The sequence below is a fragment of the Anaeromyxobacter dehalogenans 2CP-1 genome (assembly GCF_000022145.1).
Classification (GTDB): Bacteria; Myxococcota; Myxococcia; order Myxococcales; family Anaeromyxobacteraceae; genus Anaeromyxobacter; species Anaeromyxobacter dehalogenans.
Window position 1 is genome coordinate 516,678 of the sequence record NC_011891.1, and the last position, 25,017, is coordinate 541,694.

General features: G+C 78.4%; 20 protein-coding genes. 12 read left to right on the forward strand and 8 right to left on the reverse strand.

The window, feature by feature from the left end; all coding sequences use genetic code 11:
* Positions 1 to 9: 9 nt before the first annotated feature.
* Both A2CP1_RS02240 and A2CP1_RS02245 read right to left on the reverse strand, forming a co-directional pair.
* Entirely contained in the window at positions 10 to 957 is a 948-nt protein-coding gene (locus A2CP1_RS02240) for an SDR family oxidoreductase (protein ID WP_012631862.1), read from the reverse strand.
* A gap of 5 nt (positions 958 to 962) precedes the next feature.
* Positions 963 to 1,817 carry a lysophospholipid acyltransferase family protein gene (locus A2CP1_RS02245; protein WP_012631863.1) on the reverse strand — a complete coding sequence of 285 codons (855 nt, stop codon included), beginning with the start codon at positions 1,815 to 1,817 and terminating at the stop codon, positions 963 to 965.
* 141 nt (positions 1,818 to 1,958) lie between these two features.
* Here A2CP1_RS02245 and A2CP1_RS02250 point away from each other — a divergent pair, with 141 nt between their 5' ends.
* From A2CP1_RS02250 to A2CP1_RS02260, 3 genes are all read left to right on the forward strand, one after another.
* On the forward strand, positions 1,959 to 5,450 hold the full coding sequence (locus A2CP1_RS02250) for a tetratricopeptide repeat protein (protein WP_012631864.1): 3,492 nt from the start codon (positions 1,959 to 1,961) through the stop codon (positions 5,448 to 5,450).
* A gap of 81 nt (positions 5,451 to 5,531) precedes the next feature.
* Positions 5,532 to 6,083, forward strand: a complete 552-nt coding sequence (locus A2CP1_RS02255) for a MarR family winged helix-turn-helix transcriptional regulator (protein WP_012631865.1) — start codon at positions 5,532 to 5,534, stop codon at positions 6,081 to 6,083.
* Positions 6,080 to 7,450, forward strand: coding sequence for a TolC family protein (locus A2CP1_RS02260; protein WP_012631866.1), 1,371 nt, complete (start codon positions 6,080 to 6,082; stop codon positions 7,448 to 7,450). The genes A2CP1_RS02255 and A2CP1_RS02260 overlap by 4 nt, the downstream gene beginning before the upstream one ends.
* A 134-nt stretch (positions 7,451 to 7,584) precedes the next feature.
* Here A2CP1_RS02260 and A2CP1_RS02265 read toward each other — a convergent pair whose 3' ends face one another.
* Positions 7,585 to 8,856 (reverse strand): GAF domain-containing protein, encoded by a 1,272-nt coding sequence (locus tag A2CP1_RS02265; protein WP_012631867.1) that lies wholly within the window; start codon positions 8,854 to 8,856, stop codon positions 7,585 to 7,587.
* Positions 8,857 to 8,974: 118 nt separating this feature from the next.
* Positions 8,975 to 9,955 (reverse strand): GGDEF domain-containing protein, encoded by a 981-nt coding sequence (locus tag A2CP1_RS02270; protein ID WP_012524532.1) that lies wholly within the window; start codon positions 9,953 to 9,955, stop codon positions 8,975 to 8,977.
* A gap of 103 nt (positions 9,956 to 10,058) precedes the next feature.
* Between A2CP1_RS02270 and A2CP1_RS02275 the strand changes: the two genes are divergently transcribed.
* Positions 10,059 to 10,961, forward strand: a complete 903-nt coding sequence (locus A2CP1_RS02275; RefSeq protein ID WP_012631868.1) for a DUF72 domain-containing protein — start codon at positions 10,059 to 10,061, stop codon at positions 10,959 to 10,961.
* Here A2CP1_RS02275 and A2CP1_RS02280 read toward each other — a convergent pair.
* The gene (locus A2CP1_RS02280) at positions 10,883 to 11,677 is read right to left on the reverse strand and encodes an exodeoxyribonuclease III (protein ID WP_012631869.1); all 795 of its coding nucleotides are present in this window, start codon (positions 11,675 to 11,677) and stop codon (positions 10,883 to 10,885) included. The two genes, A2CP1_RS02275 and A2CP1_RS02280, sit on opposite strands and share 79 nt — an antisense overlap.
* A 327-nt stretch (positions 11,678 to 12,004) precedes the next feature.
* Between A2CP1_RS02280 and A2CP1_RS02285 the strand changes: the two genes are divergently transcribed.
* A complete protein-coding gene (locus tag A2CP1_RS02285; RefSeq protein ID WP_012631870.1) occupies positions 12,005 to 13,864 on the forward strand; it encodes an inositol monophosphatase family protein in 1,860 nt (619 codons plus the stop codon).
* A 22-nt stretch (positions 13,865 to 13,886) separates the two neighbouring features.
* On the opposite strand, the gene A2CP1_RS02290 is transcribed toward A2CP1_RS02285, so the two are convergent.
* Together A2CP1_RS02290 and A2CP1_RS02295 are read right to left on the reverse strand one after the other, a co-directional pair.
* Positions 13,887 to 17,630 (reverse strand): AAA family ATPase, encoded by a 3,744-nt coding sequence (locus tag A2CP1_RS02290; RefSeq protein WP_012631871.1) that lies wholly within the window; start codon positions 17,628 to 17,630, stop codon positions 13,887 to 13,889.
* Positions 17,627 to 18,886 carry an exonuclease SbcCD subunit D C-terminal domain-containing protein gene (locus A2CP1_RS02295; RefSeq protein WP_012631872.1) on the reverse strand — a complete coding sequence of 420 codons (1,260 nt, stop codon included), beginning with the start codon at positions 18,884 to 18,886 and terminating at the stop codon, positions 17,627 to 17,629. The genes A2CP1_RS02290 and A2CP1_RS02295 overlap by 4 nt, the downstream gene beginning before the upstream one ends.
* 248 nt (positions 18,887 to 19,134) lie before the next feature.
* Between A2CP1_RS02295 and A2CP1_RS02300 the strand changes: the two genes are divergently transcribed.
* Entirely contained in the window at positions 19,135 to 19,410 is a 276-nt protein-coding gene (locus A2CP1_RS02300) for a hypothetical protein (RefSeq protein WP_012631873.1), read from the forward strand.
* Between the two features lie 23 nt (positions 19,411 to 19,433).
* Here A2CP1_RS02300 and A2CP1_RS02305 read toward each other — a convergent pair whose 3' ends face one another.
* Positions 19,434 to 19,784 carry a rhodanese-like domain-containing protein gene (locus tag A2CP1_RS02305; RefSeq protein ID WP_012524543.1) on the reverse strand — a complete coding sequence of 117 codons (351 nt, stop codon included), beginning with the start codon at positions 19,782 to 19,784 and terminating at the stop codon, positions 19,434 to 19,436.
* 106 nt (positions 19,785 to 19,890) lie between these two features.
* Between A2CP1_RS02305 and A2CP1_RS02310 the strand changes: the two genes are divergently transcribed.
* The 6 genes from A2CP1_RS02310 (at position 19,891) to A2CP1_RS02335 (ending at position 24,853) form a co-directional block, all read left to right on the forward strand.
* Positions 19,891 to 21,177: a chromate transporter gene (locus A2CP1_RS02310; protein ID WP_150106311.1), complete on the forward strand. Its 1,287-nt coding sequence runs from the start codon at positions 19,891 to 19,893 to the stop codon at positions 21,175 to 21,177.
* An 80-nt stretch (positions 21,178 to 21,257) separates the two neighbouring features.
* A complete protein-coding gene (locus A2CP1_RS02315; protein WP_012631875.1) occupies positions 21,258 to 21,755 on the forward strand; it encodes a nitrous oxide reductase accessory protein NosL in 498 nt (165 codons plus the stop codon).
* On the forward strand, positions 21,752 to 22,036 hold the full coding sequence (locus A2CP1_RS02320) for a hypothetical protein (RefSeq protein ID WP_012631876.1): 285 nt from the start codon (positions 21,752 to 21,754) through the stop codon (positions 22,034 to 22,036). Before A2CP1_RS02315 ends, A2CP1_RS02320 begins: the two co-directional genes overlap by 4 nt.
* Positions 22,033 to 23,181 (forward strand): ABC transporter permease, encoded by a 1,149-nt coding sequence (locus A2CP1_RS02325; RefSeq protein ID WP_012631877.1) that lies wholly within the window; start codon positions 22,033 to 22,035, stop codon positions 23,179 to 23,181. The genes A2CP1_RS02320 and A2CP1_RS02325 overlap by 4 nt, the downstream gene beginning before the upstream one ends.
* A complete protein-coding gene (locus tag A2CP1_RS02330) occupies positions 23,178 to 23,864 on the forward strand; it encodes an ABC transporter ATP-binding protein (RefSeq protein ID WP_012631878.1) in 687 nt (228 codons plus the stop codon). Before A2CP1_RS02325 ends, A2CP1_RS02330 begins: the two co-directional genes overlap by 4 nt.
* Positions 23,861 to 24,853 carry a hypothetical protein gene (locus A2CP1_RS02335; RefSeq protein ID WP_012631879.1) on the forward strand — a complete coding sequence of 331 codons (993 nt, stop codon included), beginning with the start codon at positions 23,861 to 23,863 and terminating at the stop codon, positions 24,851 to 24,853. Before A2CP1_RS02330 ends, A2CP1_RS02335 begins: the two co-directional genes overlap by 4 nt.
* Positions 24,854 to 25,017 lie beyond the last annotated feature (164 nt).

Sequence of the window (25,017 nt, forward strand, 5' to 3'; positions counted from 1 at the left end):
GCCCTGCCCTCACAGCACGCTGCGGATGGTCTCGCGCATGGAGAAACGGGGGGCCCACCCCGCCTCCCGGGCGAAGCGCGAGCCGTCCACCACGCAGAGGTACTGGATGTGGTCCACCTCGTCCGGCGGGAAGCTGGTCAGGCGCGCGTCGAACAGCCGCCGGACGAGCGGACGGATGAGCGGGTGCGGGACCGGCACCGGGCCGCGCCCCAGCTCGCGCAGCACGGCCGAGAGCGGCACCTCGCCCGGACCGGACACGTTGAAGACGCCGCGCAGCCCGGGCCGGAGCGCGAGGACGAGCGCCCGGCAGACGTCCTCCTCGTGGATGAGCTGCAGCATGGGGTCGAAGCCCATCACCGTGAGCGGCGACTCGAGGCGCAGGTAGTTGCTGGGCGCGTTGCGCACGGTCGGGCCGACGATGTTCACCGGACGTACGATGACCGTCTCCAGCTCCGGGTGGCGCCACATGAACGACTGCGCGTACATGTCCACCTCGACGAGATCGCGCACGTCGCTGGCCCGGTCGGCGCCCATGAGCGGCGTCTCCTCGGGCAGGAAGTTCGAGTTCTGCGGGCGCGGCCCGTAGACGTTCGCCGAGGAGAGCACCACCACCTTCTTGACCCGGTGGCGCACGCACAGCTCGAGCAGCCGCTGCGTGCCCACCACGTTGAAGCTGTGGGCCTCGCTGAACGGCATGCGCGGGTCGTGCATGATGCCCATGTGGATCACCGCGTCCACGCGCCGGCGGCGGAACGCGTCCTCGGCGCGCGCCTTGCGCAGGTCGGCCTGGTGGTGCTCGATGTCCTTGGGCTTGCCCGGGAACGCCCGCCGGTCGAGGCCCACCACCTGCGCCTCGGTGTGCAGGTGCTTGGCGACCGCGCGCCCGAGGTTGCCGGAGATCCCGGTGACGAGGACCGTGCGCGGCATGCCGGGGAAGGTGACGGGATCGGCGGGCATGTTCGCTACCAGTAGACGTGCTCGCGCTCGGCCAGGCCGCGCGCGAGCAGCCCCCGCACCGCCCCCTCCACCTCCGCCACCTTGCGCTCGAGCGCCTCGTCTTCCTCGTCGGGCGAGCCCTGGAAGCGCATCGGGGCGCCGAAGTGGATGTGGTAGCGCGAGGGCAGCGGGAACGGCAGGAGGGTGGGGGTGATGGGGAAGGCCGGGAACGAGAGCAGCTTCGCGAGGGGCTTCAGGTCGAAGAGCGCCGGCGCCTGCTCCTCCGCGCCCACCACGCCGATGGGCACCACCGGCGCGCCGGACTCGAGCGCGAGCCGCAGGAACCCGGCCCCGAAGCGCTGCAGCTGGTAGCGCTGGCTGAACGGCTTGTTGAGCCCGCGCACGCCCTCCGGGAAGACCAGGATCGCCTCGCCCGCCGCGAGCAGGCGCCGGCAGTTCTCCGGCGTCCCGACGATCTGCCCGCAGCGGGCCATGAACGTGGAGACGAAGGGGAGCGTCGGCACCCAGCGCTCCACCAGCGCCCGCACCGCGCGCGGCGGGTCGAGCTCGATGAGGCAGGCGACCTCGATCATGGCCGCGTCGAAGGGGAGCTGGCCGGAGTGGTTCGACACGAGCACCACCCGGCCCTCGGTCGGCAGGTTCTCGAGGCCGTGGACCTGGACCCGGAAGTACTTGCGGTACAGCCACAGCAGCGGCGCGATGGCGGCCACCGCGTATTCGCTGTCGAAGCCGTAGGGGTCGACCCCGTACTCGTTGCGCGGCGGGGTGAGCTTCTCCAGCCGGCCGCGCGTCCCGGGGCCGCCGAGCGCGAAGGTCCAGGCGCGGAGCCGTGCCTTGATCGCCTCGGACAGCTCGGCCATGCCCCGGTCCTATCACGTGCGCGGCCCCGACGGGACGGCGGCGGTGTCGCCTTGAATGGGGCGCGGCGCCGGTGTTACGGTCGCGAGAATCCTGGGGATTCCTGGATCCACACCACGAGCCCCGCTGCCCCGGACGACGCCATGAGGGTCACCTGCCCGCACTGCAAGGCCGCGTACAAGATCGATGACGCGCGGGTCACGCCGGCCGGCGTCAAGGTCCGCTGTCCCAGATGTCACCAGTCCTTCCCGGTGCGTCGACCGGACGACGAGGCCGCCGCCGTCCCCCTGCCCGGGGGAGAGGCGGCGTCCGCCGCCGGGGTGCCGCTCCCCGCGCCGCCCTCCGCGACGACCGGCGGGATCCCGCTGCCACCCCCGTCCGGCACCGGCAGCACGTCCGGCACCGGCAGCACGTCCGGCACCGGCAGCATCCCGCTCCCGCCGCCCGACGCGGCCCAGGCCGGCGAGCCCTCTGCCTTCGCGCTCGGGCCCGCACCGGAGGCGCCGTCGCCATTCGCGTTCGGGCCCGCACCGGAGGCGCCGTCGCCGTTCGCGCTCGGCCCCGCGCCCGAGCCTGCCCTCACCGGTGCGGCCGGCACGCCCGCGCCGGTGGAGCTGCCCGCGCCCGCCGGCGCGGACGATGCGCCGCTCGGGTTCGGCGAGGTGGACTTCTCGGGCGGGACGGCGGCGCCGCCGTCCGGCGACACGCCGGACGCGCTCGACGCCGGGCCGGCTCCGGTGGACGACGCCGACATCGTGGTGGACGAGCCCGGGCCCGACGCGGATCCGTTCGCGGGCGCCGCGGCCGGGGTCCCGTTCGCCGCCGCGCCCGCGGGCGGCCTGGGCATGGGCGGCCCGGGCGGCCCGAGCGGCGCGGCGCGCGCCGGCGCCAGCGAGGAGCTGGAGATGCTCTTCGGCGACGCGGCGCGGCCGGCCCCGGCGACGGGCGGCGACGGCTACCAAGTGCGCCGCCGCTCGGGCAAGGTGTTCGGCCCGTTCAGCGAGGCCCAGATCGCCGAGATGCTCTCGAAGGGCGAGCTGCTCGGCAACGAGGACGTGTCCGCCGACGGCGCCACGTTCGAGGCGCTCTCGGCGGTGCCCGCGTTCGCGGCCGAGCTGGAGCGGCTCGCGGCGCAGGAGGCCGCGCACGCGCCGCCGGTCGCCGCGGCCCGCCCGCCCGGCGGGCAGCCGTTCGGCGATCGGATGGCCGCGGCCAAGGTGGTGGAGGGGGAGCGCGAGCCGCTGGCCCGGCGCCTCGCGAAGCCGCTCGCGGCCGGCCTCGCCGTCGCCGCGGTGCTGGCGATCGGCGTGGGAGCCGGGCTCACCGGCCACGGCTGGTTCTTCACCGGTCACCTGCGCGGCGGCGACGCGAAGGTGCTCGCCCCGAAGCTCGCCGGCGCGCGCGCCGCCCTCGCCCGCGGCGACCACGCCTCGGAGCGGAGCGCGCTCGACCTCGCCGCCCAGGCGGTGGCGGCCGACGCCGGGTCGGCGGAGGCCGCGGCGCTCCACGCCATGGCCGTGGCCGCGCTGGAGCGGCGCCACGCGGCGCCCGGCCCCGCGCTCGACCAGGCCCGCCGCGCGGCGGAGGCGCTGGAGCGCGACGACCCGGGCAGCCTCCCGGCGCTGGAGGCGCGCCTGGCGGTGGCGCTCGCGACCGCCCCGGGCGCCGGCACCGCCGCGGCCGAGGCCGCGCTGGGCGCGGCGCTCGCCCGGGCGAGGCCGGACCCGCAGGCGTTCGCGCTGCTCGGAGAGGCGGCGCTGGCGCGCGGCGACGCGGTGAAGGCGGCCGCCGCGTTCCAGCGGCTGGGCGGCCTGGAGCAGGGGCCGCGCGCGCCCATGGGGCTCGCCCGCGCCGCGCTCCTGCGTGGCAAGCCCGACGAGGCGCGGCCGACGCTCGAGAAGCTCGCCGCCGCCGACGCGGCCTACCTGCCGGCCCGCCTCGAGCTGGCGGTGCTGGCCGAGGCGGCCGGCGACGTGGGGGGCGCGCGGACGCACCTCGCGCCGGTGCTCGCCGACGCGGCCCAGCCGCGCCTCGCGCCGCTGGAGCGGGGCCGGGCGCGCATGGTGGAGGCGGCGCTGCTCGACCGCTCGGCGGCCACCGCGGCGGACGCGGAGAAGGCGCTGCTCGCGGCGCTCGACGCGGACCCGCGCCTCGCGGCCGCCCGCGCCGCGCTGGTGCGGCAGCGGCTGCGCCGCGGCGACGCGGCCGGGGCGGTGGCGGCCTCCGACCCGGTGGCGGCGGAGGCGGCGTCCGACCCGGAGCTGGCGGCGGCGCGGGTGCGTGCCCTGGCGCTCGCCGGGCGCGCGCTCGACGCGGCCCAGCTCGCGGACCAGGCGCTGCGCGCTGCGCCGGGGACGCCCGCGCTCCTCGTGGCCAAGGCGGTGGCGCTCTCGGCGGCCGGCAAGCCGCAGGAGGCGGCGGCGCTCTATGGCGAGGCGCTGGCGCGCGACGCGGAGGCGGTGGAGCCGCGGGTGGCGCTCGGGCGGCTCGCGCTCGCGCGCGGCGACCTCCCCGCGGCCCGCGAGGCGCTCGCGCAGGCGGTGGAGAAGGGGCCGCGCGACCCGGCCGCGCACGCCGCGCTCGGTGAGCTCCGCGCCGCCGACGGCGACGCGGCCGGCGCCGAGGCGGCGTACCGGGCGGCGCTGGCGCTCGACGCCGAGCACGCCGCGGCGGTGCTCGGCCTGGCCCGCCTCGCCCAGGCGCGCGGCGACGTGGCGGCGGCGCGCGACGGCCTGGTCCGGGCGCTCGCGCTCGAGCCGCGGAGCGCCGAGGCGCAGCTCGCGCTGGGGACGTTGGAGTGGTCGGCGCGCGACCTGGCGAAGGCCGAGGCGGCGCTCGCGATCGCGGTGGACCTGCAGCCGCGCAACGCGGCCGCGCTCACCCGCCTCGGCGCGGTGAAGCTGGAGCGGGGCGACGCCGAGGCGGCGGTGAAGCTGCTCGGCGCCGCCACCAGCGAGGCGCCCGGCGCCGGCGAGGCGCAGCTCTGGTTCGGGCGCGCCCTCCTCGCGCGCGGCGAGACGCCCGCCGCGCTGGTGCGGCTCCGCAAGGCGGTGGAGCTCTCGCCCGGCGCGGCCGAGCCGCGGCTCGAGCTCGGCCAGGCGCTGGAGCGGTCGGGGGCGCTGCAGGAGGCGATCGACGCCTACCAGGCCGCCGCCGCGGCCGCCCCGGCGCTGCCCGACCCGCACGAGCGGACGGCGCTGCTCTACACCGCGAACGGGCGCTGCGACCTGGCGCTCGCGCCGCTCGCGCGGGCCATCGAGCTCGCGCCGCGCGCCACCCGGCTGCGCGTCGAGCTGGGCGAGTGCCAGGGCAAGCTGGGCAAGCACGCCGACGCGGTGCGGACGCTCCGCGCCGCGCAGCGGGCCGACCCCGCCGCGGCGCAGGTGCTGTACCCGCTCGCGCGGGAGGTGCACCAGGCGGACGGGGCGCGCGCTGCGCTGCCGCTGTACGAGCGGGCCGCGCGCGAGGACCCGAAGAACGCGATGCCGCACTACTTCCTCGGGTACGCGTACAAGGAGCGCAGCCAGCGCGAGCGCGCCATCCAGGCGTTCCGCACGTTCCTGGCGCTGAAGCCCGACGCGCCGGAGCGCCGGGACATCGAGGCGGAGATCGAGGACCTGGGCGGCGCGCGCTGACCCGTGCCGCCCGGACGGGGCGGAGCGGCGCGCCAGGTCTTCGTTGACAGCCGCGACGGTCCGCTCTAGGGGTGCTCCGCAATGCGGAGTACCCCCGCCCGCCCCGGCCCCGGCCCGGCCGCCGACGCCCGCCGCGTCCGCGAGCTGCTGGTGCGCCTGTCGCGCCGCGGCTCGCTCCGCGATCCGATCGGCGGCAGCGGCCACGGGCTCGACCTCTCCCCGGTGCAGGTGCACGCGCTGCTCTGGCTCGGCCTGGGCGGCGCGCTCACCATGGGCGAGCTGGCGCGGCACGTGGCGGTGACCGAGAAGACCATCACCGGCGTGGTGGACCGGCTGGAGCGCGACGGGCTGGTGCAGCGCGCGCGCAGCCGCGACGATCGCCGGGTGGTGCGGGTGTCGCTCGCCGCGCGCGGCGAGGCGGCCTGGCGCGCGCTCGACGCGGAGATCTCGGCGCGCCTGGAGGGCCTGCTCGCGCTGCTGGAGCCGCGCGACCGGCGCGACCTGGTCCGCATCCTGGTCCGGCTGGACGAGCGGCTCGGGCCGGCGGCGGAGGCCGCCGCCCCGGGGCCGGCGCGCGCGCGGCCGCCCCGCGGCGCGGGCGGAAGGCAACACGAACGGCGGGAGGACGCATGAACGCACTGATCACCGCGGCGCTGGCGCTGGCGCTCGCGCAGACGCCCGGGACCCCTTCGACGCCCGCGCCCGCGCCGGCGACGCCGCCCGCGCCCGACGCAGCGCCGGTCGCCGCCCCCGCGCCGGTCGCGCTGCCGGTGCTCACGCTCGACGACGCGCTCGCCGCTGCCGCCGCGCAGAACCTGGATCTCAAGGCGGCGCAGGCGCGGCTGCGCCAGGCCGACGAGCTCTCCTGGAAGGCGTGGTCCGGGTACCTGCCGCAGGTCACCGCCAGCGGCACCTACACGCGCAACGAGACCGAGGCGGTGCTGCCGGCCGGCTCGCTCGGACCCGGCTCTCCGAAGATCACCATCCAGGCGCAGGACCAGCTGAACGGGCTGGTCGAGGCGACCCAGGCGCTGCTCGCGCCGCAGCTCCTGTTCGCCATCCCCAACGCGAGCCGGGCCGAGGAGATCGCCCGGCTGAACGTGGAGACGGCGCGGCGCGAGGTGCTGTTCGGGGTGGCGCAGGCGTACTACGGCGCCGCCTCGCTGCGGCGGGCCATGGAGGTGTCCGAGCGGCTGCTCGAGATCGCCGCGCGGCAGGAGAAGGACGCCCGGGTGCGCTACCAGGCAGGCGCCATCGCCAAGGTGGGCCTGCTGCGCGCCGAGATCGACCGGGCCCGCGCCGAGCAGGACGTGAAGCGCTCGCAGAACGCGTTCGCCTCCGCGCGCATCGCGCTCGCGACGCTGCTCGACCGCCGGCCGGACTTCGACGTGGTCGATCCGCCCGAGCCGGTGCTGGCCGGCGACGCGGACGCGCTGGTCGCGGCGGCGCTGCGGGATCGCCCCGACGTGCAGGCGGCCCGCCTCAACGTGGAGCTGCAGCGCGGCGCCCGGAACCAGGCGGTGGCGCGGTACCTGCCGAACCTGGGCGCGTTCGGCCGCTACACGCTCGCGAACGAGGCCGGCTTCACCGGCACGAACCACGCCTGGGCGGCGGGCCTGGCGCTGCAGTGGAAGGTGCTCGACGGCGGCCTGCGCGAGTCGGACATCCGCGAGGCGAACGCGAAGATCGACGAGGCGAACGCGTCGAGCGGGAGCGCCGAGCTGAAGGCGCGGCAGGAGGTGGAGCAGGCCTACCTCGACCTGGAGAGCGCCCGCGCCAACGCCGCGAAGGCGAAGGAGCAGCGCGACCTCGCCGCCGAGAACCAGCGCCTGGTGGACGTCGCGTTCCGGGCCGGCACCGCGACCGCGGTGGAGCAGGCGGACGCGACCGCCCAGCTCCGCACCGCCGAGGTCGGCCAGATCACCGAGTCGCTGACCGCGCAGCTCGCGGCGCTGCGGGTGCTGAAGGCGGCCGGCGCGTTCCACCCGACCCGGCGCTGAGCGTCCCTCGACTCCGCGCGGCCTCGAGGCCGCGCTACGCTCGGGATGAGCGACATTGCCGCTCACCCTGAGCGTAGGCGAGCCGAAGGCTCGCCGGAGTCGAAGGGTCGGGACGAGCGGACGGAGTCGAAGGACTACCGCGCCTCGTCGCGGAGCCGGGCGCGCTCGAGCGCCTGCGCCACGATCTGCGCCACCGTGAGCACGAAGCGCTTCTCGTCGGCGTCGAGGTCGCGCGGGTGCGCGAACCCGAGGCCCAGCGCGCCGACCGTGCGGCCGTCGCAGCGGAGCGGCACCGCCGCCCAGGCGCGGTCGCCCACCCGGAGCGCGAGCTCGGCGGCGTTCGGGTAGGAGTGCGCCAGCGCCTCGGGGTTGGAGACCCAGATCGCGGTCTGGATGCGGTAGGCCTCGGCGAGCAGCGCCGGCGAGTCCGCCCGCAGCTCGCGCAGGTCGATGGTCAGGTCGTCCGCCCAGCCCTGGCAGTGCAGCACCTCGAGCACGCTCGCGCCGGGCGCGGCGCGGACCACCATGGCGGTGGCCGGCTCCAGCACCGAGAGCCCGTTCTCCACCGCCACCCGCGCGATGGCCTGCGGCGCAAGCACCGAGGCGAGGCTGGCCGAGACCGACTCGATCCGCCGCAGCCGCAGCACCCCGCGCTGCGCCTCGACGCGGTCGTGCCGCTCGCGGTCCGCCTCCTCCAGCGCGGCCCCGCGCCCGGCCTTCTCGACCTGGTACCAGCGCGCGTTGTCGAGCGCGAGCGCGGCCGGCTCGGCCAGCGCCTCGGCGAACAGCAGGTCCGACTCGTCCAGGCCCGGGAGCATGGCCGAGCGGATGAGCGTGATGGAGCCGATGACCCGGTCGCGCGCGACGAGCGGCACCGAGAGGAGCGAGTTGGGCTTGATGGCGCGCAGCACCGCCAGGTGGCGCTCGCCGTGGGTGGCCCACTCCATCACCTCGGTCGTCACCTGCCGGAACAGGCGCGGGGCGCGGTCGCGGATGGTCTGCGCGCCGGGGGTGGCCCAGCCCGGCCCGAACGCGATCGAGCGCATCTCCTGGGCGAGCGGCGCCTTGGTCGGATCGCCGTGCGCGACCTCGACGCGGCGCGGGATCCCGTCGCCGTCGATGAGGTCCACGAAGCACCAGTCGGCGAACCGCGGCACCACCGCCGAGACCAGCACGCGCAGCGTCTGCCGGAAGTCGAGCGCCGCCTGCAGGAACGCGCGCTCGATGGGGATCTCCGGCTCCCGCTTGCCCTCGGCCAGCGCGCGCTCCGCGCGCTGCGCCTGCGTGAGGCTCGCCAGGTCCCCCGGCGCGGGGGCGGGCTCGTCGGCGACCGCCGGGACGTGGATCACCCCGCCGGCGTGGCCCGTCCCGCCCATCGCCGCCGCCCGTGCGTCGTGAGACCGCATGATCTGGATGCCTCCGGATCGCCGCCGCCCGGAGCCGTCGGGCGGCGCCGCGTCGCGGGCGCCGCCGGGCTCGCCGGGGAGCGGAACGGCGCGAGGATCGCAGGCCCTCCCCCCAGCGTCAAGGCGCCGCGCCGCCGCGCGTCATGGCCGCTTGCGCCGGATCAGGCCGCCCCTCGGCTGGCGCCATCGGGAGCGCGACCACGGTGTTGCGGCCCGCCTGCTTCGCGAGCTGGAGCGCCCGCCCGGCCGACTCCATCACCTCGCGCTGCGTGCGCCCCTCGGCGACCTCGGCCACGCCCACCGAGACCTTCACGCCGATGGAGGCCGCCTCGCCGCCGTCCTGCGGCTGCCACGCGCAGCGGCTCCGCGCCACCGCGCGCCGGATGCGCTCGCCGAGCGCCCGGCCGCCCGCGAGCGTCGTCTCCCGGGCGATGACCGCGAACGCCGCGCCGCCGGCGCGCGCGAGCACGTCCTCGCGCCGGAGCGCGCCGCGGAGCACGAACGCGACCATCTTCAGCGCCTCGTCGCCGGCGGCCTGGCCGTGCGCCTCGTTCACGGCCCGGAACCGGTCCACGTCCACGAGCAGCACCGACATGGACCGGCCGTGCCGCTGCGCCGCGGCGAGCTCGGCGGCGAGCCGGTCGTCGAGGTGGCGCCGGTTGAACACGCCGGTGAGCGGGTCGAGCAGCGCGATCTCGGCGAGCTTCATCTGCCAGCGCGCCTCGAGCTCGTCGGCCCAGGCGAACTTCAGCACGGTCGCGCCGCCCAGGCTGACCCGGCCGCCGTCGGCGAGCCGCACCTCGCCCTCGGCGCGCGCGCCGTCCACGTAGGTGCCGTTCGCGCTGCCCAGGTCGCGCAGCAGCGCGCCCTCGCCCTCGACGCGGATGGCCGCGTGGCGGCGTGACACGCCGTCGTCGTGGATGGGGAGGTCGCAGTCGTCGCGCCGGCCGATGACGAGCTCGCGGTCCGAGGCCAGCGGGTAGATGTCCCCGAGCTGCGGGCCGGCCAGCACGAGCAGGAAGGCGTGGCGCCGCCCCGCCGCGCAGGGCGTGGTCGGCAGTGTCGTCCAGGTGCGCTCGCTCCGTCGCTCGACCGGCAAGTGGCCTCCCGCGCCGCCGCGGATTCTACCCGCACGTGGGTCTCCGGCCCGCGTCCCTTGGCCGCGGGTTGAACGGGCGGTCACCTCGCGTTACGCGACCGGCGTGATCCGCTACGGGCCGGCGGGCTGGGAGTACCGGGACTGGGCCGGCGTGGTCTACCCGCCGGGCGAGGGCAAGCGCTTCGATCGCCTGGCGTATCTGGCACCCTGGTTCTCGACCGTCGAGGTGGACGCGACGTTCTACCGGCCGTTCCCGGCGGCGGTGGCGGCGCGCTGGTGCGAGCGGGTGCGCGAGGTCCCCACCTTCCGCTTCGGCGCCAAGATCTGGCGCCGGTTCACGCACGAGCGCGAGGCGTACGGCGCCGAGGAGGTCGCGCAGGCGCGGGCGGCGCTCGATCGCCTGCACGAGGAGGGCAGGCTCGGCGCGGCGCTGCTCCAGTTCCCGTGGTCGTTCAAGCGGAGCGAGGCGTCGGAGGAGTGGCTGCGCGGGCTGTTCCGCGCGTTCGCCGGCCTGCCGCTCGCGCTCGAGGTGCGCCACGCCTCGTGGGACGACCCGGAGGTCCTCGAGGAGCTGGCCGCGGCGGGCGTGGCGCTCGTGAACGTGGACCAGCCGCGCTTCCAGCGCTCGCTCGCGCCGGCCGCGCGGGTCACGGCGCCGGTGGCCTACGTGCGCGTGCACGGCCGCAACCACCGCGACTGGTTCCGCAAGGGCGCGCCGCGCGACGCGCGCTACGACTACCTCTACGGCGCCGACGAGCTCGCGCCGTGGGCCGGGCGCATCGCCGAGATGGCCGACTCGCCGCGCGCACCCGACGTGTACGTCGTCACGAACAACCACTTCCGCGGCCAGGCGCCCGCCAACGCGAAGATGCTCGAGGCGATGGTGGAGCACCGCCGCGTGGCGGTGCCGCCGCCGCTCCTCGCCGCCTACGAGGCCGCGCTCGCGCCGTTCGCCGCGCCCGCCGGGGACGCGGCCACCGGGAACTCGGCCACCACCGGCGCGTGATCGCTCGTGCCGAAGTCGGCCAGCACCCGGCAGCGCGTGGCGCTGGCCGCGAGCGACGCGCTCGCCAGCACGTAGTCGATGCGCCAGCCGATGTTCCGCTGGCGGAGGTTGCGCCACGGCGCCCACCAGGTGAACAGCCCCTCGTTGGCGGGATCGAGCGCGCGCCCCACGTCCACCAGGCCGCGCGACAGGATGCGCTCGAACAGCGCCCGCTCCTCCGGGAGCTGGCCGATGGCGCCCGCCTTTCGCTCCTTCGGGTGAACGTCCAGGTCGGTGCGCGCGACGTTCAGGTCCCCGCAGAGCACCAGGCGCCGCCCGGAGGCCTGCGCGTCGGCGGCGAAGCGCTCCATCGCCTCGAGGAAGCGGAGCTTGGCGGCGAGGTCCTTCCCGCCGTTCGGGACGTAGATCGACGCCACCGTGACGCCGCCCAGCTCGCAGGTGGCGATGCGGGTCTCGAGGTCGAACGGCGGGTGGACGAAGGCCGGCCGCTCGGGTGCGATCGCCTTGCGCACCAGCAGCGCCACGCCGGAGTAGGCGGTCTCGCCGTGCCACAGGCACCAGTAGCCCTCGAGCTCGCAGAGCGAGGGCGGGACCTTCGACGGAGGCGCCTTGATCTCCTGCAGGCAGACGACGTCGGGGCCCTCGCGGGCGATGAACTCGCCCACCTGCGCCTCGCGCGCGCGGATGCCGTTCACGTTCCAGGTGCCGATCTTCACGCGGTCCCCTCCCGGCCTCCTGTCTAAGGGCCCGGCGGGCGGATGTCACCGGGCACGGGCGCGCTCCACCTGAGGCCGAGGGCGGCCGGGCGGGGCTGACAGCGCCGCCCATTCGCGTGGAGCCCTGCTGCGGCGCACGCTGGCTGCCTGCGCCGGGCAGACTCGTCCCTGCGCTGCTCGACGTGCCGACGGGCACGCCTGCGCTGCTCGGTCCTCGTGTGCCCGGCTCGGCGACGCCATCGTGTGCCTCGCGACGGGCCCCACGCGAACGGGAGGCGCGATGAGATCCCGCCGCCGGGCGCGGCCGCGCTTGATACACATGGAGGAGTGACCGACCTGTCCCGCGCCCTGGAAGCCGCCCTCCGCGCCGCCCGCGCCGCGGCCGACCTGCTGCGGGCGGAGCTGTTCCGGGCCGGCGGGCCCCGGGGCGAGCCGGGGCACTGCCCCGCGGACGAGCAGGCGGAGGACCTCATCCGCGCCGTGCTCGAAGCGGAGTTCCCGGGCGACGGCTTCGTGGGTGAGGAGCGGCCCGAGCGCAACCGGCCGCCGGCCCTGCCGGGCGGCCGGTGCTGGCTCGTCGATCCGAACGACGGGACCGCCGACTTCCAGCGCGGTCACCGCGGCGCCTCGGTGTCGATCGGCCTGGTGCAGGGCGGCGTGCCGGTGCTCGGGGTGGTGCTCGCCCACACCGCGCCGCACGGCGGGGAGGATCTGCTCGCCTGGGCCGAGGGGCAGGGGCCGGTGCGGCGGAACGGGGCGCCGCTCCCGCCCGTCTCCGCGGCGCCGCTCCGGGCCGGCGACGTGGTGCTCGTGTCCTCGTCGGCGGCGAAGCGGGCGCGCGGCAACGCCGAGGCGGTGCAGCCGGCGCGCTTCCGGCCGCTCACCAGCATCGCCTACCGGCTCGCGCTCGTCGCGACCGGCGAGGCTCGCGGCGCCATCTCGCTGCACCGACCCCGCGCGCTCGACATCGCGGCCGGGCACGCGCTCGTCCGCGGCGCGGGCGGCGTGCTCCTCGACGAGGCCGGGCGCGAGGTGCGCTACGGGCCGGCGGGCGAGGGGCGGGTGGCGTTCTGCTTCGGCGGCGCGCCCCTGGTGGCCGCGCGGCTGGCGAGCCGGAGCTGGGTCGAGGCGCAGGCGTACGGGCCCGGGGCGCCCGGCCTGTGCGCGCCGCTCGCCGGGCGCGCCGTGCGCGAGGACGGGCTGCTCCGTCGCGGGCAGGGCGCGCTGCTGGGACAGCTCGCCGGCGACGCGCTGGGCGGGCAGGTGGAGTTCTCCGGCGCGGCGCGGATCGCCGCCGCTTACCCCGACGGCGTGCGCGACCTCGCCGACGGCGGCCACTGGAGCACGCTCGCCGGGCAGCCGACCGACGACTCCGAGCTGGCGCTGGCGCTCGCGCGCACCGTGATCGCGTTCGGGCGCTTCGACGCGGCGCGGGTGGCGGAGGCCTACGCCGACTGGCTCGGCTCCGAGCCGTTCGACGTCGGCCGGACCGTGGACGCGGCGCTCCGGCCGGCGCTGAGGATCCGGGCCTCGGGCGCGCCGGCCGAGCAGGTGGCCGAGGCGGCCCGCGCCGCCGCGCCGCGCGGGAGCCTCGCGAACGGCGCGCTGATGCGCGTCTCGCCGCTCGGGATCGCCGGCCACGCCGCGCCCGCGGCCGAGGTGGCCGCCTGGGCGCGCGCCGACGCCGCGCTCACCCACCCGGCCGCGCCGTGCCAGGACGCGAGCGCGGTGTTCGCGGCCACGGTCGCCTTCGCCATCGCGACCGGCGCGTCCGCCGCCGAGGTGGCGGATCGCGGCGAGGCGCTCGCCGCCGAGCTGGGCTGCGGCGCGGAGGTGCGCGAGGCGCTCGCGGCGGCGCGGACCGGCCCGCCGGAGGACTTCGAGGCGAGCGCCGGGCTCGTGACCATCGCCCTGCAGAACGCGTTCTTCCAGCTCCGCCACGCGCCGGATCTGGAGGCCGGGCTGGTGGACACCGTCGGCCGCGGCGGCGACACCGACACGAACGCGGCCATCGCCGGCGCGCTGCTCGGCGCCGCGCACGGCGTGCTCGCCGTCCCGGAGCGCTGGCGTCGGGCCGTGCTGAGCTGCTGGCCGGTGGAGGGCGCGCCCGGCGTCCGCCGCCCGCGCCCGCCGGTCTGCTGGCCGGGCGACGCGCTCATCCTGGCGGAGCGGCTGCTGGGGCTGTGAGGGGAGCGCGACATCCGCCCGCTCACCCCTCCGGCACCACCAGACGGCTGCGGCCGGCGGAGACGCGCTCGACGGTGACCTGCACGCCGATGCGCTCGTGCAGCTCGGGGACGTGGGAGATGACGCCCACGGTGCGGCCGGTCTGGCGCAGCCCCTCGAGCGCGGCCATGGCGTGCTCGAGCGTGTCGCGGTCGAGCGTCCCGAAGCCCTCGTCGATGAACAGCGTCCGCGCGTGCGCGGCGCGGGTGGAGAGCGAGGCGAGGCCGAGCGCGAGCGCGAGCGCGAGCGAGACCAGGAACAGCTCGCCGCCCGAGAGGCCGTTCACGGTGCGCACCTCGTCGCCGAGGTCGTGGTCCACGACCTGGATCTCGAGGTCGGCGCCGGGGACGCGCATCAGCTCGTAGCGGCGGGCGAGGTCGCGCAGGTGGACGTTGGCGGCCGCGAGCAGGCCGTCGAGCGCGAGCCCCTGGGCGTAGCGCCGGAAGCGGCTGCCGTCGGCGGAGCCGATCACCTTGGCGAGCCGCTCCCACCGGTCCGTCGCGGCGCGCGCGGCCTCGAGCGCGCCGGACACCTCTTCGTGCCGGGCGCGGGCGTCCTCGTCGCGCCGCAGGTCGAGCGTCACCTGCGAGTGCTCCTCGCCGAGGCGCGTCGCCTCGCGCTCGGCGCCGGCGTGGCGGGCGCGGGCGCCCGCGGCGTCGCAGCCGGGGCGGCTGCCGCCGTGCGCCTCGACCTGCCGGCGGCGCTCGTCGCGCACCGCGGCGGCGGCCTGCGCGGCCCCGGCGCAGGCCTCGAGATCGGCGCGCGCCTGCGCGGCCCACGCATGGCCGCGGGCGAGTCGGACCTCCAGCGCGGGCCGATCGACGCCGAGCGCCGTGAGCGCGGCGGCGAGCGTCGCGCCGGCGCGGGCCGCGTCGGCGTCGGCGGCGTCGCGCGCGGTCGCGCCGGCCCGGGCGGCCTCCGCGGCGGCGGCGTGCGCACGGTCCGCGTCCGCGCGCGAGGCGCGAGCCCGCTCGTGCGCGGCCCGGGCGCGCTCGAGCGCCTCGCGCAGCGCGCCCTCCACCTCGTCCGCCGGCTTCCCGGCGAGCACGGCGCGCCGCTCGGCCTCGGCCCGCTCGCGCGCGGCGCGCGCCTCCGCGGCGGTCTCCTCGGCGCGCGCGGCGCGGGCGCCCCGCTCGCCGGCGAGCGCCGCGGCCTTCTCCGCGCCGGCGGCGCGCGCGGCGACGTCCGCCGCGGCCGCGTCGCGCGCCCGGACCTGCGCGGCGTGCGCCTCGGCGCGCGCGGCGCAGCCGGCCCGGAACGCCTCGGGTCCTCGCCGCGCCGCCTCCGGCCAGTCCGGCAGGAACCCGAGCGCGGGGGCGAGCTCGGCCTCGATCCGCCCGAGCGCGGCCGCGTGTCGCGCGGCCGCGGCCTCGTGCGCCGTCACCGCGGCGGCGGCGTCGTCCCGGGCCTTCTCGAGCGCGCGCTGCCGCGCCCGCGCCGCCTCGTGCGCCTCGCGGGCCGCGTCCACCTCCGCGCGCGCGGCGCGCTCCGCCTCGGCGGCGCCGCGCGCCGCCTCCAGCGCGGCCTTCGCGGCCTCGAGCGCGGCCTTCGCGTCGCGCCCGCGGGCCTCGACGGCGGCGGCGGCCTCCTCGGCGCGCCCCGGCAGCTCGACGCCGCCGGCCGCCGGCGCCGCCAGCCGGGCGCGGAGCGCGTCGTACTCGGCCGCGTGGTGCGCGCGATCGACCTCGGCCTGCGCCTCGGCCCGCCGCGCCGCCTCGACCCGCGCCGCGAGCTCCGAGGCGCGCGCCGCGACCGCCTCGCGCTCGCGGGTGGCCCCGCGCACCGCCTCCTCCGCCTCGGCCGCGGCCGCGCGCTGCGCCTCGAGCAGCGCCGGGAGCGGCGCGCCGTGCGCGTACGGGTGCTCGGCGGCGCCGCAGAGCGGGCAGGGCTCGCCGTCCACGAGGTCGGCGCGCCGGTCGGCGAGGCCGAGCGTCAGCTCCACCCGCCGCAGCGCCGCGCGGGCCTGCGCGGCCCCCGCCTCGGCCGCCCGCACCGCCGCCTCGGCCGCCGCGTGCGTGCGCTGCGTCGCCACCTGCTCCGCGCCGCCAGCGGCCGCCTCCGTCCGCGCCTGCTCGCGGCGGGCCGTCGCCACGGCCGCGGCCTGGGCCGCCTTCCACGCCTCGCCGAGGAGCGCGCGCAGGTCGCCGAGCCGGGCCACCTCGGTGGTGAGCGCCGCCGCGTCGGCGCCGGCGGCCGTCCGGGCGGCGTCCGCGAGCGCCGCGCGGGCCGCTTCGAGGCGCCGGGCCGCCGCCTCCGCGCCGCGGGCCTCCGCGGCGAGCGCGCGCGCCGCCTCCGCGTCGGCCTCGCGCGCGGCGCGCAGCCCGGCCTCGGCCTGCGCGGCGCCGGCGCACTCCGCCGCGTGCTCCGCGAGCCGCGCCGCCCACCGGTTCCACTCCGCCGCGAGCGGCGCCTCGGCCGCGTGCGCCGCGAGCCACGCCTCGGCCGCGTCGCGCGCCGTCGCCGCCGCCTCGCGGGCGCGCGCCGCCGCGTCCGCCTCGGCCGCCGCCTGCGCCTGCTCCGCGCGCGCGGTCGCGAGCGCCGCCCCCGCGTCGGCCTCCGCGCGGCGCGCGGCCGCGAGCGACTCGTCCCGCCGGCGCGCCTCGGCCAGCTCCGGCCGCGCCCGCGCCTCCGCGGCGTCCGCCGCCTCGAGCGCAGCGCGCGCGTCCGCCTCGCCGCGCGCCGCGGCGGCGGCGCCCACCTCCGCCCGCCCGAGCGCGACCTGCGCCTCCGCCGCCCGCGCCTCCACGCCGGTCCGCGCCTGCTCGGCCCGGACCGCCTCGGCGAGCGCCGCCCGGTGCGGCTCGGCCGCCTCGACCTCGGCCAGCTCGGCGCGGAGCGCGGCCCCCTCCTCCACCGCGCGCGCCGCGCGGGCGAGCTCCGCCTCCGAGCGCTCCAGCCCGTCGCGCAGCTCCGCGTCCCGCTGGTGCCAGCGGACCTCGGCCTCCGCGGCACGCGCCGCCGCCTTCGCCTCCTCGAGCGCCCGCGCCAGCTCCGCCTGCCGCGCCTGGAGCGCGGCGCGGGCCTCGGCGTCCAGCACCTTCACGCCGCCCAGCTCGCCTTCGAGCCGCTCGCGGACCTCGAGCTCGCGCCCGAGGCGCTGGTGCGCCGCCTGCGAGAGCCGCCCGTACACGGCGGTGCCGGTGACGCGCTCGAGGATGGCGGCGCGCACGTCGGCGTCGGCGCGCAGGAAGTTGGTGAACTCGAACTGCGGCAGGACCACCGCCCGCTTCAGCTCGTCGAAGGTGAACCCGATGGCGCGCTCGTTGAAGGCCACCGCCTGCGTGACCTTCTCGGCCAGCACCTCGCCGGTGTCGAGGTCCTCGACCGTCATGGCCTGCGCCTGGAACGCGCCCTCCACCCGGTCGCGCGCGCGGCGCACGCGCCAGCGCGCCAGGTACCGGCGCCCGTCCATGCCCTGGTACTCGACCTCTGCGGTGGCGCCGGCGGTGCCGCGCGACACGAGGGCGCGGACGTCGTTCATGTCGAGGGTCTCGCCCTCCTCCGACCAGCCCACCATGACGCGCTTGCCGGCGGCGCGGTCGCGCAGGCGCGGGGTCTTGCCGTAGAGCGCCAGGCAGAGGGCGTCGAGCAGGGTGGACTTGCCCGAGCCGGTGGGACCGGCGATGGAGAAGATGCCCGCGCCGGCGATGGGCGCGCGGTCGAGCCGCAGCTCGAACTTGCCGTAGAGGCTGGCGAGGTTCTCGCCGCGGATGGCCAGGATCCTCACCGCGCCCCCTCCTCCGACTCGACCTCCTGGAGCAGCGCGCGGAACGCCTCCAGGAGCGCGTCGGGCGGCGGCCCGCCGTAGTCGGCGTCGTACTTCCGCCGGAAGACCTCCTCCGGCACGAGGTCGCCGAGCGCGCGCCGCTCGCCGTCGCCCAGCGCGCGGCCGGTGCCGGCGAGCGTGGTGGCGATGCGCACGAGGCGCGCCTCCTTGCCCGCGAGCGCCTGGTCGAGCAGCGCGCGCAGCGCCGGCTCGGGCCGCTCCAGCCGCACCTTCACCTCGAGGAGCGGCCGCAGCGCGTCCGGCCCGTCGCCGCGCGCCGGCAGCGCCTCGAGCGCGGCGAGCACCTCGGGGAGCGGCGCCGGCGCCTCGGCGTCCGGCACCGAGACGAGCTCCACGAACCGCGGGACGCGCAGCACCCGCTGCGCGCGCACCGCCTCACCGTCCAGGTCGGCCACCACCACGCCGTGGCGGTAGCCGCGCTCGGCGAACGAGAGCGGCAGCACCGAGCCCGAGTAGCGCACCGTCTCGCGGCCGCCCACCGCCTGCGCGAGGTGCAGGTGGCCGAGCGCGACGTAGGCGAGGTCGGCCGGGAACGCGTCGGCGGGCACCGCGGCCTGGTTGCCCACCGCGAGCCGCCGCTCGGAGAGCTCCGAGATCTTCCCGCCCACCGCATAGAGGTGGCCGGTGGCGAGGAGCGCCTCGCCCGGCGCGCGCCTCGCTCGCGCCCGCTCCAGCGCGGCGGCGTAGAAGCGGCGCGTGGCCTCGGCGGCGTCGTCGTCGGCCGCGCCCGCGCCCGCGCCCAGATCGGCGGCGCGCAGGTACGGCACCGCCGCCACCCAGGCCGCCCGCCGGCCCGCCGCGTCCTCCAGCGGCACGAGCAGCCGCTCCAGATCCGGCGCGCCGGCGGCGGCGCGCGGCACGCCGCCCACCACGTGCAGCCGGCCCATCTCGCGCAGCAGCGGGTCCACCGCGTCGAGCCGCGAGGCGGAGTCGTGGTTCCCGCCCACCACCACGAGCTGCAGCCGCGGCAGGCGCCGCCAGGCCTCGGCCAGGAAGCGATACCAGAGCGCCTGCGCGCCCGCGGGCGGGTTGGAGGCGTCGAACACGTCACCCGCCACGATGACCGCGTCCACCGCCTCGGCTTCGACGGTGTCGAGCAGCCACGCCACGAAGCGCTCGTGCTCGGGGCCGCGGTCCACGCCGTGCAGCGCGTGGCCGAGGTGCCAGTCGGCGGTGTGGAGGATGCGGATGGCCACGAACGCCAGGAGGATACGCGCCGGTCGGACATGCGCCGTCCGCGTCCGGCGGCGGCGGGTCCGGGGCCGCTCACGCCAAAGACCGTGTCGGACGAGGTGGGCGGGCGGCGCCTTCCGCACGCGCCGTGCGGATCGGGGCCGAGATTCCGCACCGGACGTGTGCACCGGACGGAGCCGGGGCCCGTGTGGACGTCACGCGCGTCCGGCGGCGACGTTCCGTACTGGGTCGGGGGGCAAGGAGGCAGGGCATGGGTGCACGAGCGCAGACGAGGTCCGAGCGGCTGCGGCGGCGGCTGCAGGCGGAGCGGGTGCACCTGGTGATCGAGTACGTGACGCTGGCCGACGGGAGCTGGGCCGCGCTGTGCGGCATGCCCGAGGCGATCGCGCTGGGGGCGACCTACGCCGAGGCGCGCGAGCGGCTCTGCGCGGAGCTCGGCGAGCGCATGGGCCGCGCGGCGCTCGAGGCCGCGACGGTGGTGGAGGACGTGCCCTTCGGCGCCGAGGAGCTGGGGATGGCGTACTGAGCCATCACCCTTGGTGAACAGGGCTAGCCCTTCACCTCGGGCAGGCGCGCGCCGCGCCAGGCGAGCATCCCGCCCGCGAGCTGCGCGGCCTCGAAGCCGCCGCGCTCCAGCAGGCGCACCGCCGGCACGCTGCGGTGCCCGGACAGGCAGATCGCCACCACGGGCCGGGCCGGGTCGAGCTTCAGCGCGTCGAGGCGCGAGCGCAGCTCCCCGATCGGCACGTTCACCGCGCCGCGGATGCGCCCCTGCGCGAACTCGGCCGCGGTGCGGACGTCCACGAGCTGGGGCGCCGGGCGCCCGCGCAGCCGATCGTTCAGCTCGACCGCCGAGACCTCGGCTACGCTGCCGAACGGGAACCACCAGGGGACCTTCATGGCGCGTGAGAGCCGCGGGCCGCCGCAGGGGTTCGCGCCGCCCGGCGGCGGCGGGGCCGTGCGGGGCGGCGGGAATCCGGGCGGCGGCGGCCGGGTTGGGCCGGGCGTGGGTGCGCACGCGACCCCTCCGCCGGGCGCGGCGCCGGCGACCCTGTCCCGGCGCCCGCGCCCGACGCTGCCCGCCCTCGCGCGCGCCTCCGCCTGGCTCGGCCTGACCGGCTTCGGCGGCGGCCTCTCGGTGCTCGGGACGATGCACGACCTGCTGGTCGAGCGCCGCCGGTGGCTCACCGACCGGGAGTTCACCGTCACCGCCACCGTCTCGCAGATGCTGCCCGGCGGCGCGGCCGCGAACGCGCTCGCGTACACCGGCCTGCGCTTCCACGGGCCCGCCGGCGCGGTGGCGGCGTACGCCGCGTTCATCGCGCCCGGCGCGATCGGGGTCACCGCGCTCGCGGCGCTCTACGTGCGGCTCGGCGTGACGCCCACCGCGGCGCCGCTCCTGGCCGGGCTGAACGCGGCGGTGGTCGGCATCGTGGCGTCGATCACGCTGCAGATGCTCCGCGCCGCGGTGCAGCGCCCCTGGCAGATGGGCGTGGCCGCGGCGACGCTCCTGTTCTCGCTCGGCGCGGCCGCCTCGGCCGGCGAGATGGCGGCGCTCGGGATCGGCGCGGGGCTGGTGCTCGACCTCGGCGTGAAGCGGATGCGGCTCGCGCGCTTCCAGCGGCGGGCCCGGCGCCCGCCGCCGCCGGTGGCGCTGCCCGACGAGGGGATGCCGCTGCCCGCGCCCGAGCGCGACGACGACCCGCCGGCCACTCCCGCCGACGCGCCGCCGCGGCTGCCGGCGCTCGCGCTCCTCTCCGTCCCCGCGCTCGGCGCGCTGGGCGCCATGGCGCTCCTGTTCCTGCGCGCCGGGTTGGGCGCCTACGGCGGCGGCTTCGCCATCATCCCGCACCTGCAGGCCTCGGTGCTCGCCGAGCACTGGATCGGCCCGCGGCAGTTCGCCGACGCGGTCGCGATCGGCAAGCTCACGCCCGGCCCGGTGCTGCTGATGGCGACGTTCATCGGGTACCTCGTCCACGGGATCGCCGGCGCCGCGGTCGCCACCGCGGCGGTGTTCGCCGGCCCCCTCGCGCTGGTGCTCGCGGTCGGCGCCTGGCTCGCGCGCGTGCGGTCGCGACGGCCGGTGCGGGCGGCGCTCCGCGGGCTCACGCCCGCGGTGGTGGGGCTCATGGCGGCGGCGGCGCTGGCGCTGGGGCGCTCGCTGGAGGGCCGCGTCGAGCTCGCGATCGCGGCGGCGTCGCTGCTCACGCTGGTGCGGTTCCGGGTGAACCCGGTGCTGGTGATGGCGCTCGGCGGCGGGGTGCGGCTGGCGCTGTCACTCGCGGGGCTGTAGCCGCCGCGCGCGGCGACGTGCCACGCACCTCGCCCGGGAGCCGGGGCCTACCATCGTCGGACCACCGACGGAGCCCTGCGATGTCCCCCCTGCGATCCCTCCTCCTGCTCGCCGCGCTCACCACCCTCGCCGCGCCGGTCCAGCCAGGCGCCGCCGGCGCCCCTGGCGCCGCCGCCGCGACATCCCCGGGCCCGAAGGACCGCTGCGCCGTCTGCGGCATGCTGGTCGCGAAGTTCCCGCAGTGGGTCGCCTCGATCCGCTACCGCGACGGCGAGGTGGCGTTCTTCGACGGCGTGAAGGACCTGCTCACCTACTGGCACGACCTGCCGCGCCACGCGCCGGGCCGCGCGCAGGGCGACGTCGCCGCCATCTCCGTGACCGACTACTACTCGACCCGGCCCATCGACGGCCGGGCGGCGTTCTACGTGATCGGCGGCGACGTGCGCGGGCCGATGGGCGCTGAGCTGGTCGCGTTCGCGCGCGAGGGCGACGCCAAGGCGTTCCTGAACGAGCACCGCGGCGAGCGGATCCTCCGCTTCGACGACGCCACGCCCGCGGTGCTGGAGGCGCTGCGGTGAGCCTGCGGCGCTCCGACCGGTTCCTGGCGGCGCTCGCCGTGGCCGCCGTGCTCGGGGCGGCCGCGCTCGCCGACGCGCGCGCGCGGCGGGCCGTGGCCCGGCCGGCGGCGGAGGAGCGGGCGCGCCTGGTGGCGCGGCTCGGGCTGACCGATCCGTGCCTGTTCAACGACGCGCGCTACACCCGCCACCTCTCCCAGGCCGACCGCTTCGCGCCGTTCCAGGACCACCCGCGCGCGCTCGAGCACTTCCCTTCGGGCTCGCTCACCGCGGGGGCGCGGTGAGGCTGCGCGCCGCGCTGGAGCGGCAGCGCTCGCTCCTCGACTTCGCGCTGGGCGCGCTCGGCCGCCGGCGCGGGAAGACCCTCGCGCTCGTCGCGGTGCACGCGCTGCTGGTGTTCGCGCTCGCCTCGGTGCTGCTCTTCACCGGCGGCCTGCGCGAGCAGGTGCGGGAGGCGCTCCGGGGGGCGCCGGACCTGGTGGTGCAGCGCATGGCGGCGGGGCGGCACGAGCAGGTGCCGGCCGGCTGGGTGGAGACGCTCGGCGCGCTGCGCGGCGTGTCGGCCGCGCGCGGCCGGCTGTGGGGCTACTACTTCGAGCCGGTGAGCGGCGCGAACCTCACCGTGATGGTGCCGGACGGCGGCTGGGCCACCCCGGGCGGCGCGGTGGCCGGGCCGGGCGTGGCGCGGGTGCTCGGCCTGAAGGAGGGGGATCGCCTCCCGCTGCGCACCTATGACGGCGAGGCGCTCGACCTCGGGGTCGCGGCGATCGCGTCGCCCGCGGTGGAGCTGGTCGCGTCCGATCTCCTGCTCGTCTCGGAGGGCGACTACCGCGCGCTGTTCGGCGCCGAGCCGGGGCGGTTCACCGACGTGGCGGTGGCGGTCCCGAACCCGGACGAGGTGACGAGGCTGGCCGAGAAGATCGTCCGCATGTTCCCCGACGCGCGGGTGGTGACGCGCGCCGAGATGATCCGCACCTACGACGCCGTGCTCGACTGGCGCAGCGGGCTCGCCGCCGCGGTGCTCGCCGGCGCGGTGCTGGCGTTCGCGATCCTGGCCTGGGACCGGGCCAGCGGGCTCTCCGCCGAGGAGCGCCACGAGCTCGGCCTCCTGAAGGCGCTCGGCTGGGACCCCCGCGACGTGCTCGCGGCGAAGGCGTGGGAGGGCGCCGCGGTGTCGCTCTCCGCCTTCGCGGTGGGCGCGCTCGCCGCGTACGCGCACGTGGTCCTGGGCGGCGCGGCGCTGCTCCGCCCGATCCTGGAGGGCTGGGCGGCGCTCTACCCGGACCTGCGCCCCGCGCCGCCGGTCGAGCCGCTGGCGCTCGGGACGCTGTTCTTCCTCACGGTGATCCCCTACGTGGCGGCGACGGTGGTCCCCTGCTGGCGGGCCGCCACGGTGGACCCCGACGCGCTCATGCGGGGGGACGCGTGATCCAGCTCCGCGAGGTCACCAAGGTGTTCGACGAGGGCCGGCCCGGCGCGCTCGCCGCGGTGGACCGCGTCACGCTGGAGGTGGCCGGCGGCGCGGTGACCGTGCTGGTGGGGCCGAGCGGCTCCGGCAAGACCACGCTGCTCACGCTGCTCGGCGCGATGGCACGGCCCACCGAGGGGCGCATCTTCCTCGACGGCCGCGAGCTCACCAGCCTGCCCGAGCACTTCCTGGCGGCGCTGCGCCGGCGGACGTTCGGCTTCGTGTTCCAGCAGAACCACCTCCTGCCCGCGCTCACCGCGCTCGAGAACGTGATGCTGCCCGCCTTGCCCTCGGGCGAGCCGCGCCGCGCGGTGGAGGCCCGGGCGCGGGCGGCGCTGGCGCGGCTCGGGGTGGAGGCGCGCGCCGGGGTCCGCGCCGGCCGGCTCTCCGGCGGCGAGGCGCAGCGCGTCGCGCTGGCGCGCGCGCTGGCGGACGATCCGAAGGTGATCGTCGCCGACGAGCCGACCGCGCACCTCGACAGCGCCCGGGCCCGCGCGCTCATGGAGATCGTGCGGGGGCTGAAGGCGGAGGGGAGGACCGTGGTCGTCGCGAGCCACGATCCCATCGTGTACGCCGCGGACTGCGTGGACCGCGTGGTGCGCATGCGCGACGGCCGGATCGTGACCCCCGGGGCCGAGCCGTGATCCTGAGCCCGCCGGTGCTGGCGCTGCAGGCGGGGGCGGCGGCGTCGAGCGGCTTCCTGCTGGTCGCGCTGCGCTGGGCGGCGCCGGTGGTCCGGCGCTGGGATCCGGCGAGCGGGAGCCGCGCCCAGCTCCGCCTGGAGCGCCGGGCGCTGCTGGTGGGCGTGCTGGTGCGGACCGCGCTCGCGGTGCAGCTCGCCTCGCTGGCGCTCTTCGTCCACGCCTCCGACGCGCTCGCGCCCATGTTCACCGGCGCCATGTGCGCGGCCGGCACGCTCTCGGCGAGCCGGTACGGCTGGCCGGCGCTCGCGGTCCAGGTCGCGGCCACCGTGCTCGCGGGGGCATGGCTCGCGCTCGATCGCGCCGACGGGCTCGCGCCCGATCAGCCGCTGGTGCGCGTGAAGCACGCGCTGCTCCCGGCCGTGGCGATCCCGGTCGTGGCCGGGGCGGCGCTGCAGGCGGCGCACTTCCTCGCGCTCCGGCCCGAGATCATCACCTCGTGCTGCGGCAGCCTGTTCGGGCGGGAGGGGCGCGGCGGGTGGGCGGGGCTGGCCTGGCTGCCGCCCCGCGCCGCCGGCGCGCTCCTGGTCGCGCTCCCCGGCGCGGCGGCGCTGGCGGCGCTCGCCCTGCGCCGGACCGGGCGCGGCGCCTCGGCGGTGGCCGCGCTCTCGGGGCTGGCGGGGCCGGCCGCGGCCGCGGGGGTGATCGCCTGGTTGTCACCGTACGTGTACGAGGCGCCGGGACACCGCTGCCCGTTCTGCCTGCTGCAGCCGGAGCAGGGCTGGGTGGGCTACCCGCTCCACGCGGCCGTCCTGGTCGGCTGCGTGGCCGGCGTCGCGGTGGGCGTGCTCCAGCCGTTCCGCCGCGTCCCCTCGCTCGCCGGCCCGCTCCCGGCGCTCCAGCGGCGCCTCGCCGGCGCCGCGGCGCTGGCCTGGACCGCGCTGCTCGCTGGCGCCGCCGCGCTGGTGGCGGCCTCCGGTCTCCGCGCCTGAGGGGACCGCACGCCTGCCCCGCCGCACCGCGCGCCCCACCTCCGCGGTGGCGCGCGGGCCGCTCAGGGTCCGGTCCCGCAGCAGCGCGCGCGCGAGCCCGGCCACCGCGGTGCGCACCACCGGGTCGCCGAGGAGCCGCTCCACGCGGCGGCGCATGCGACGCA

What these genes read in the sequence shown, in the direction of transcription:
- A2CP1_RS02240 (WP_012631862.1), bottom strand. Translation starts at nt 957, where the DNA reads ATGCCCGCCGATCCCGTCACCTTCCCCGGCATGCCGCGCACGGTCCTC.
- A2CP1_RS02265 (WP_012631867.1), bottom strand. Translation starts at nt 8,856, where the DNA reads ATGCGGTCTCACGACGCACGGGCGGCGGCGATGGGCGGGACGGGCCAC.
- A2CP1_RS02255 (WP_012631865.1), top strand. Translation starts at nt 5,532, where the DNA reads ATGCGGAGTACCCCCGCCCGCCCCGGCCCCGGCCCGGCCGCCGACGCC.
- A2CP1_RS02315 (WP_012631875.1), top strand. Translation starts at nt 21,258, where the DNA reads ATGTCCCCCCTGCGATCCCTCCTCCTGCTCGCCGCGCTCACCACCCTC.
- A2CP1_RS02250 (WP_012631864.1), top strand. Translation starts at nt 1,959, where the DNA reads ATGAGGGTCACCTGCCCGCACTGCAAGGCCGCGTACAAGATCGATGAC.
- A2CP1_RS02300 (WP_012631873.1), top strand. Translation starts at nt 19,135, where the DNA reads ATGGGTGCACGAGCGCAGACGAGGTCCGAGCGGCTGCGGCGGCGGCTG.
- A2CP1_RS02305 (WP_012524543.1), bottom strand. Translation starts at nt 19,784, where the DNA reads ATGAAGGTCCCCTGGTGGTTCCCGTTCGGCAGCGTAGCCGAGGTCTCG.
- A2CP1_RS02260 (WP_012631866.1), top strand. Translation starts at nt 6,080, where the DNA reads ATGAACGCACTGATCACCGCGGCGCTGGCGCTGGCGCTCGCGCAGACG.
- A2CP1_RS02245 (WP_012631863.1), bottom strand. Translation starts at nt 1,817, where the DNA reads ATGGCCGAGCTGTCCGAGGCGATCAAGGCACGGCTCCGCGCCTGGACC.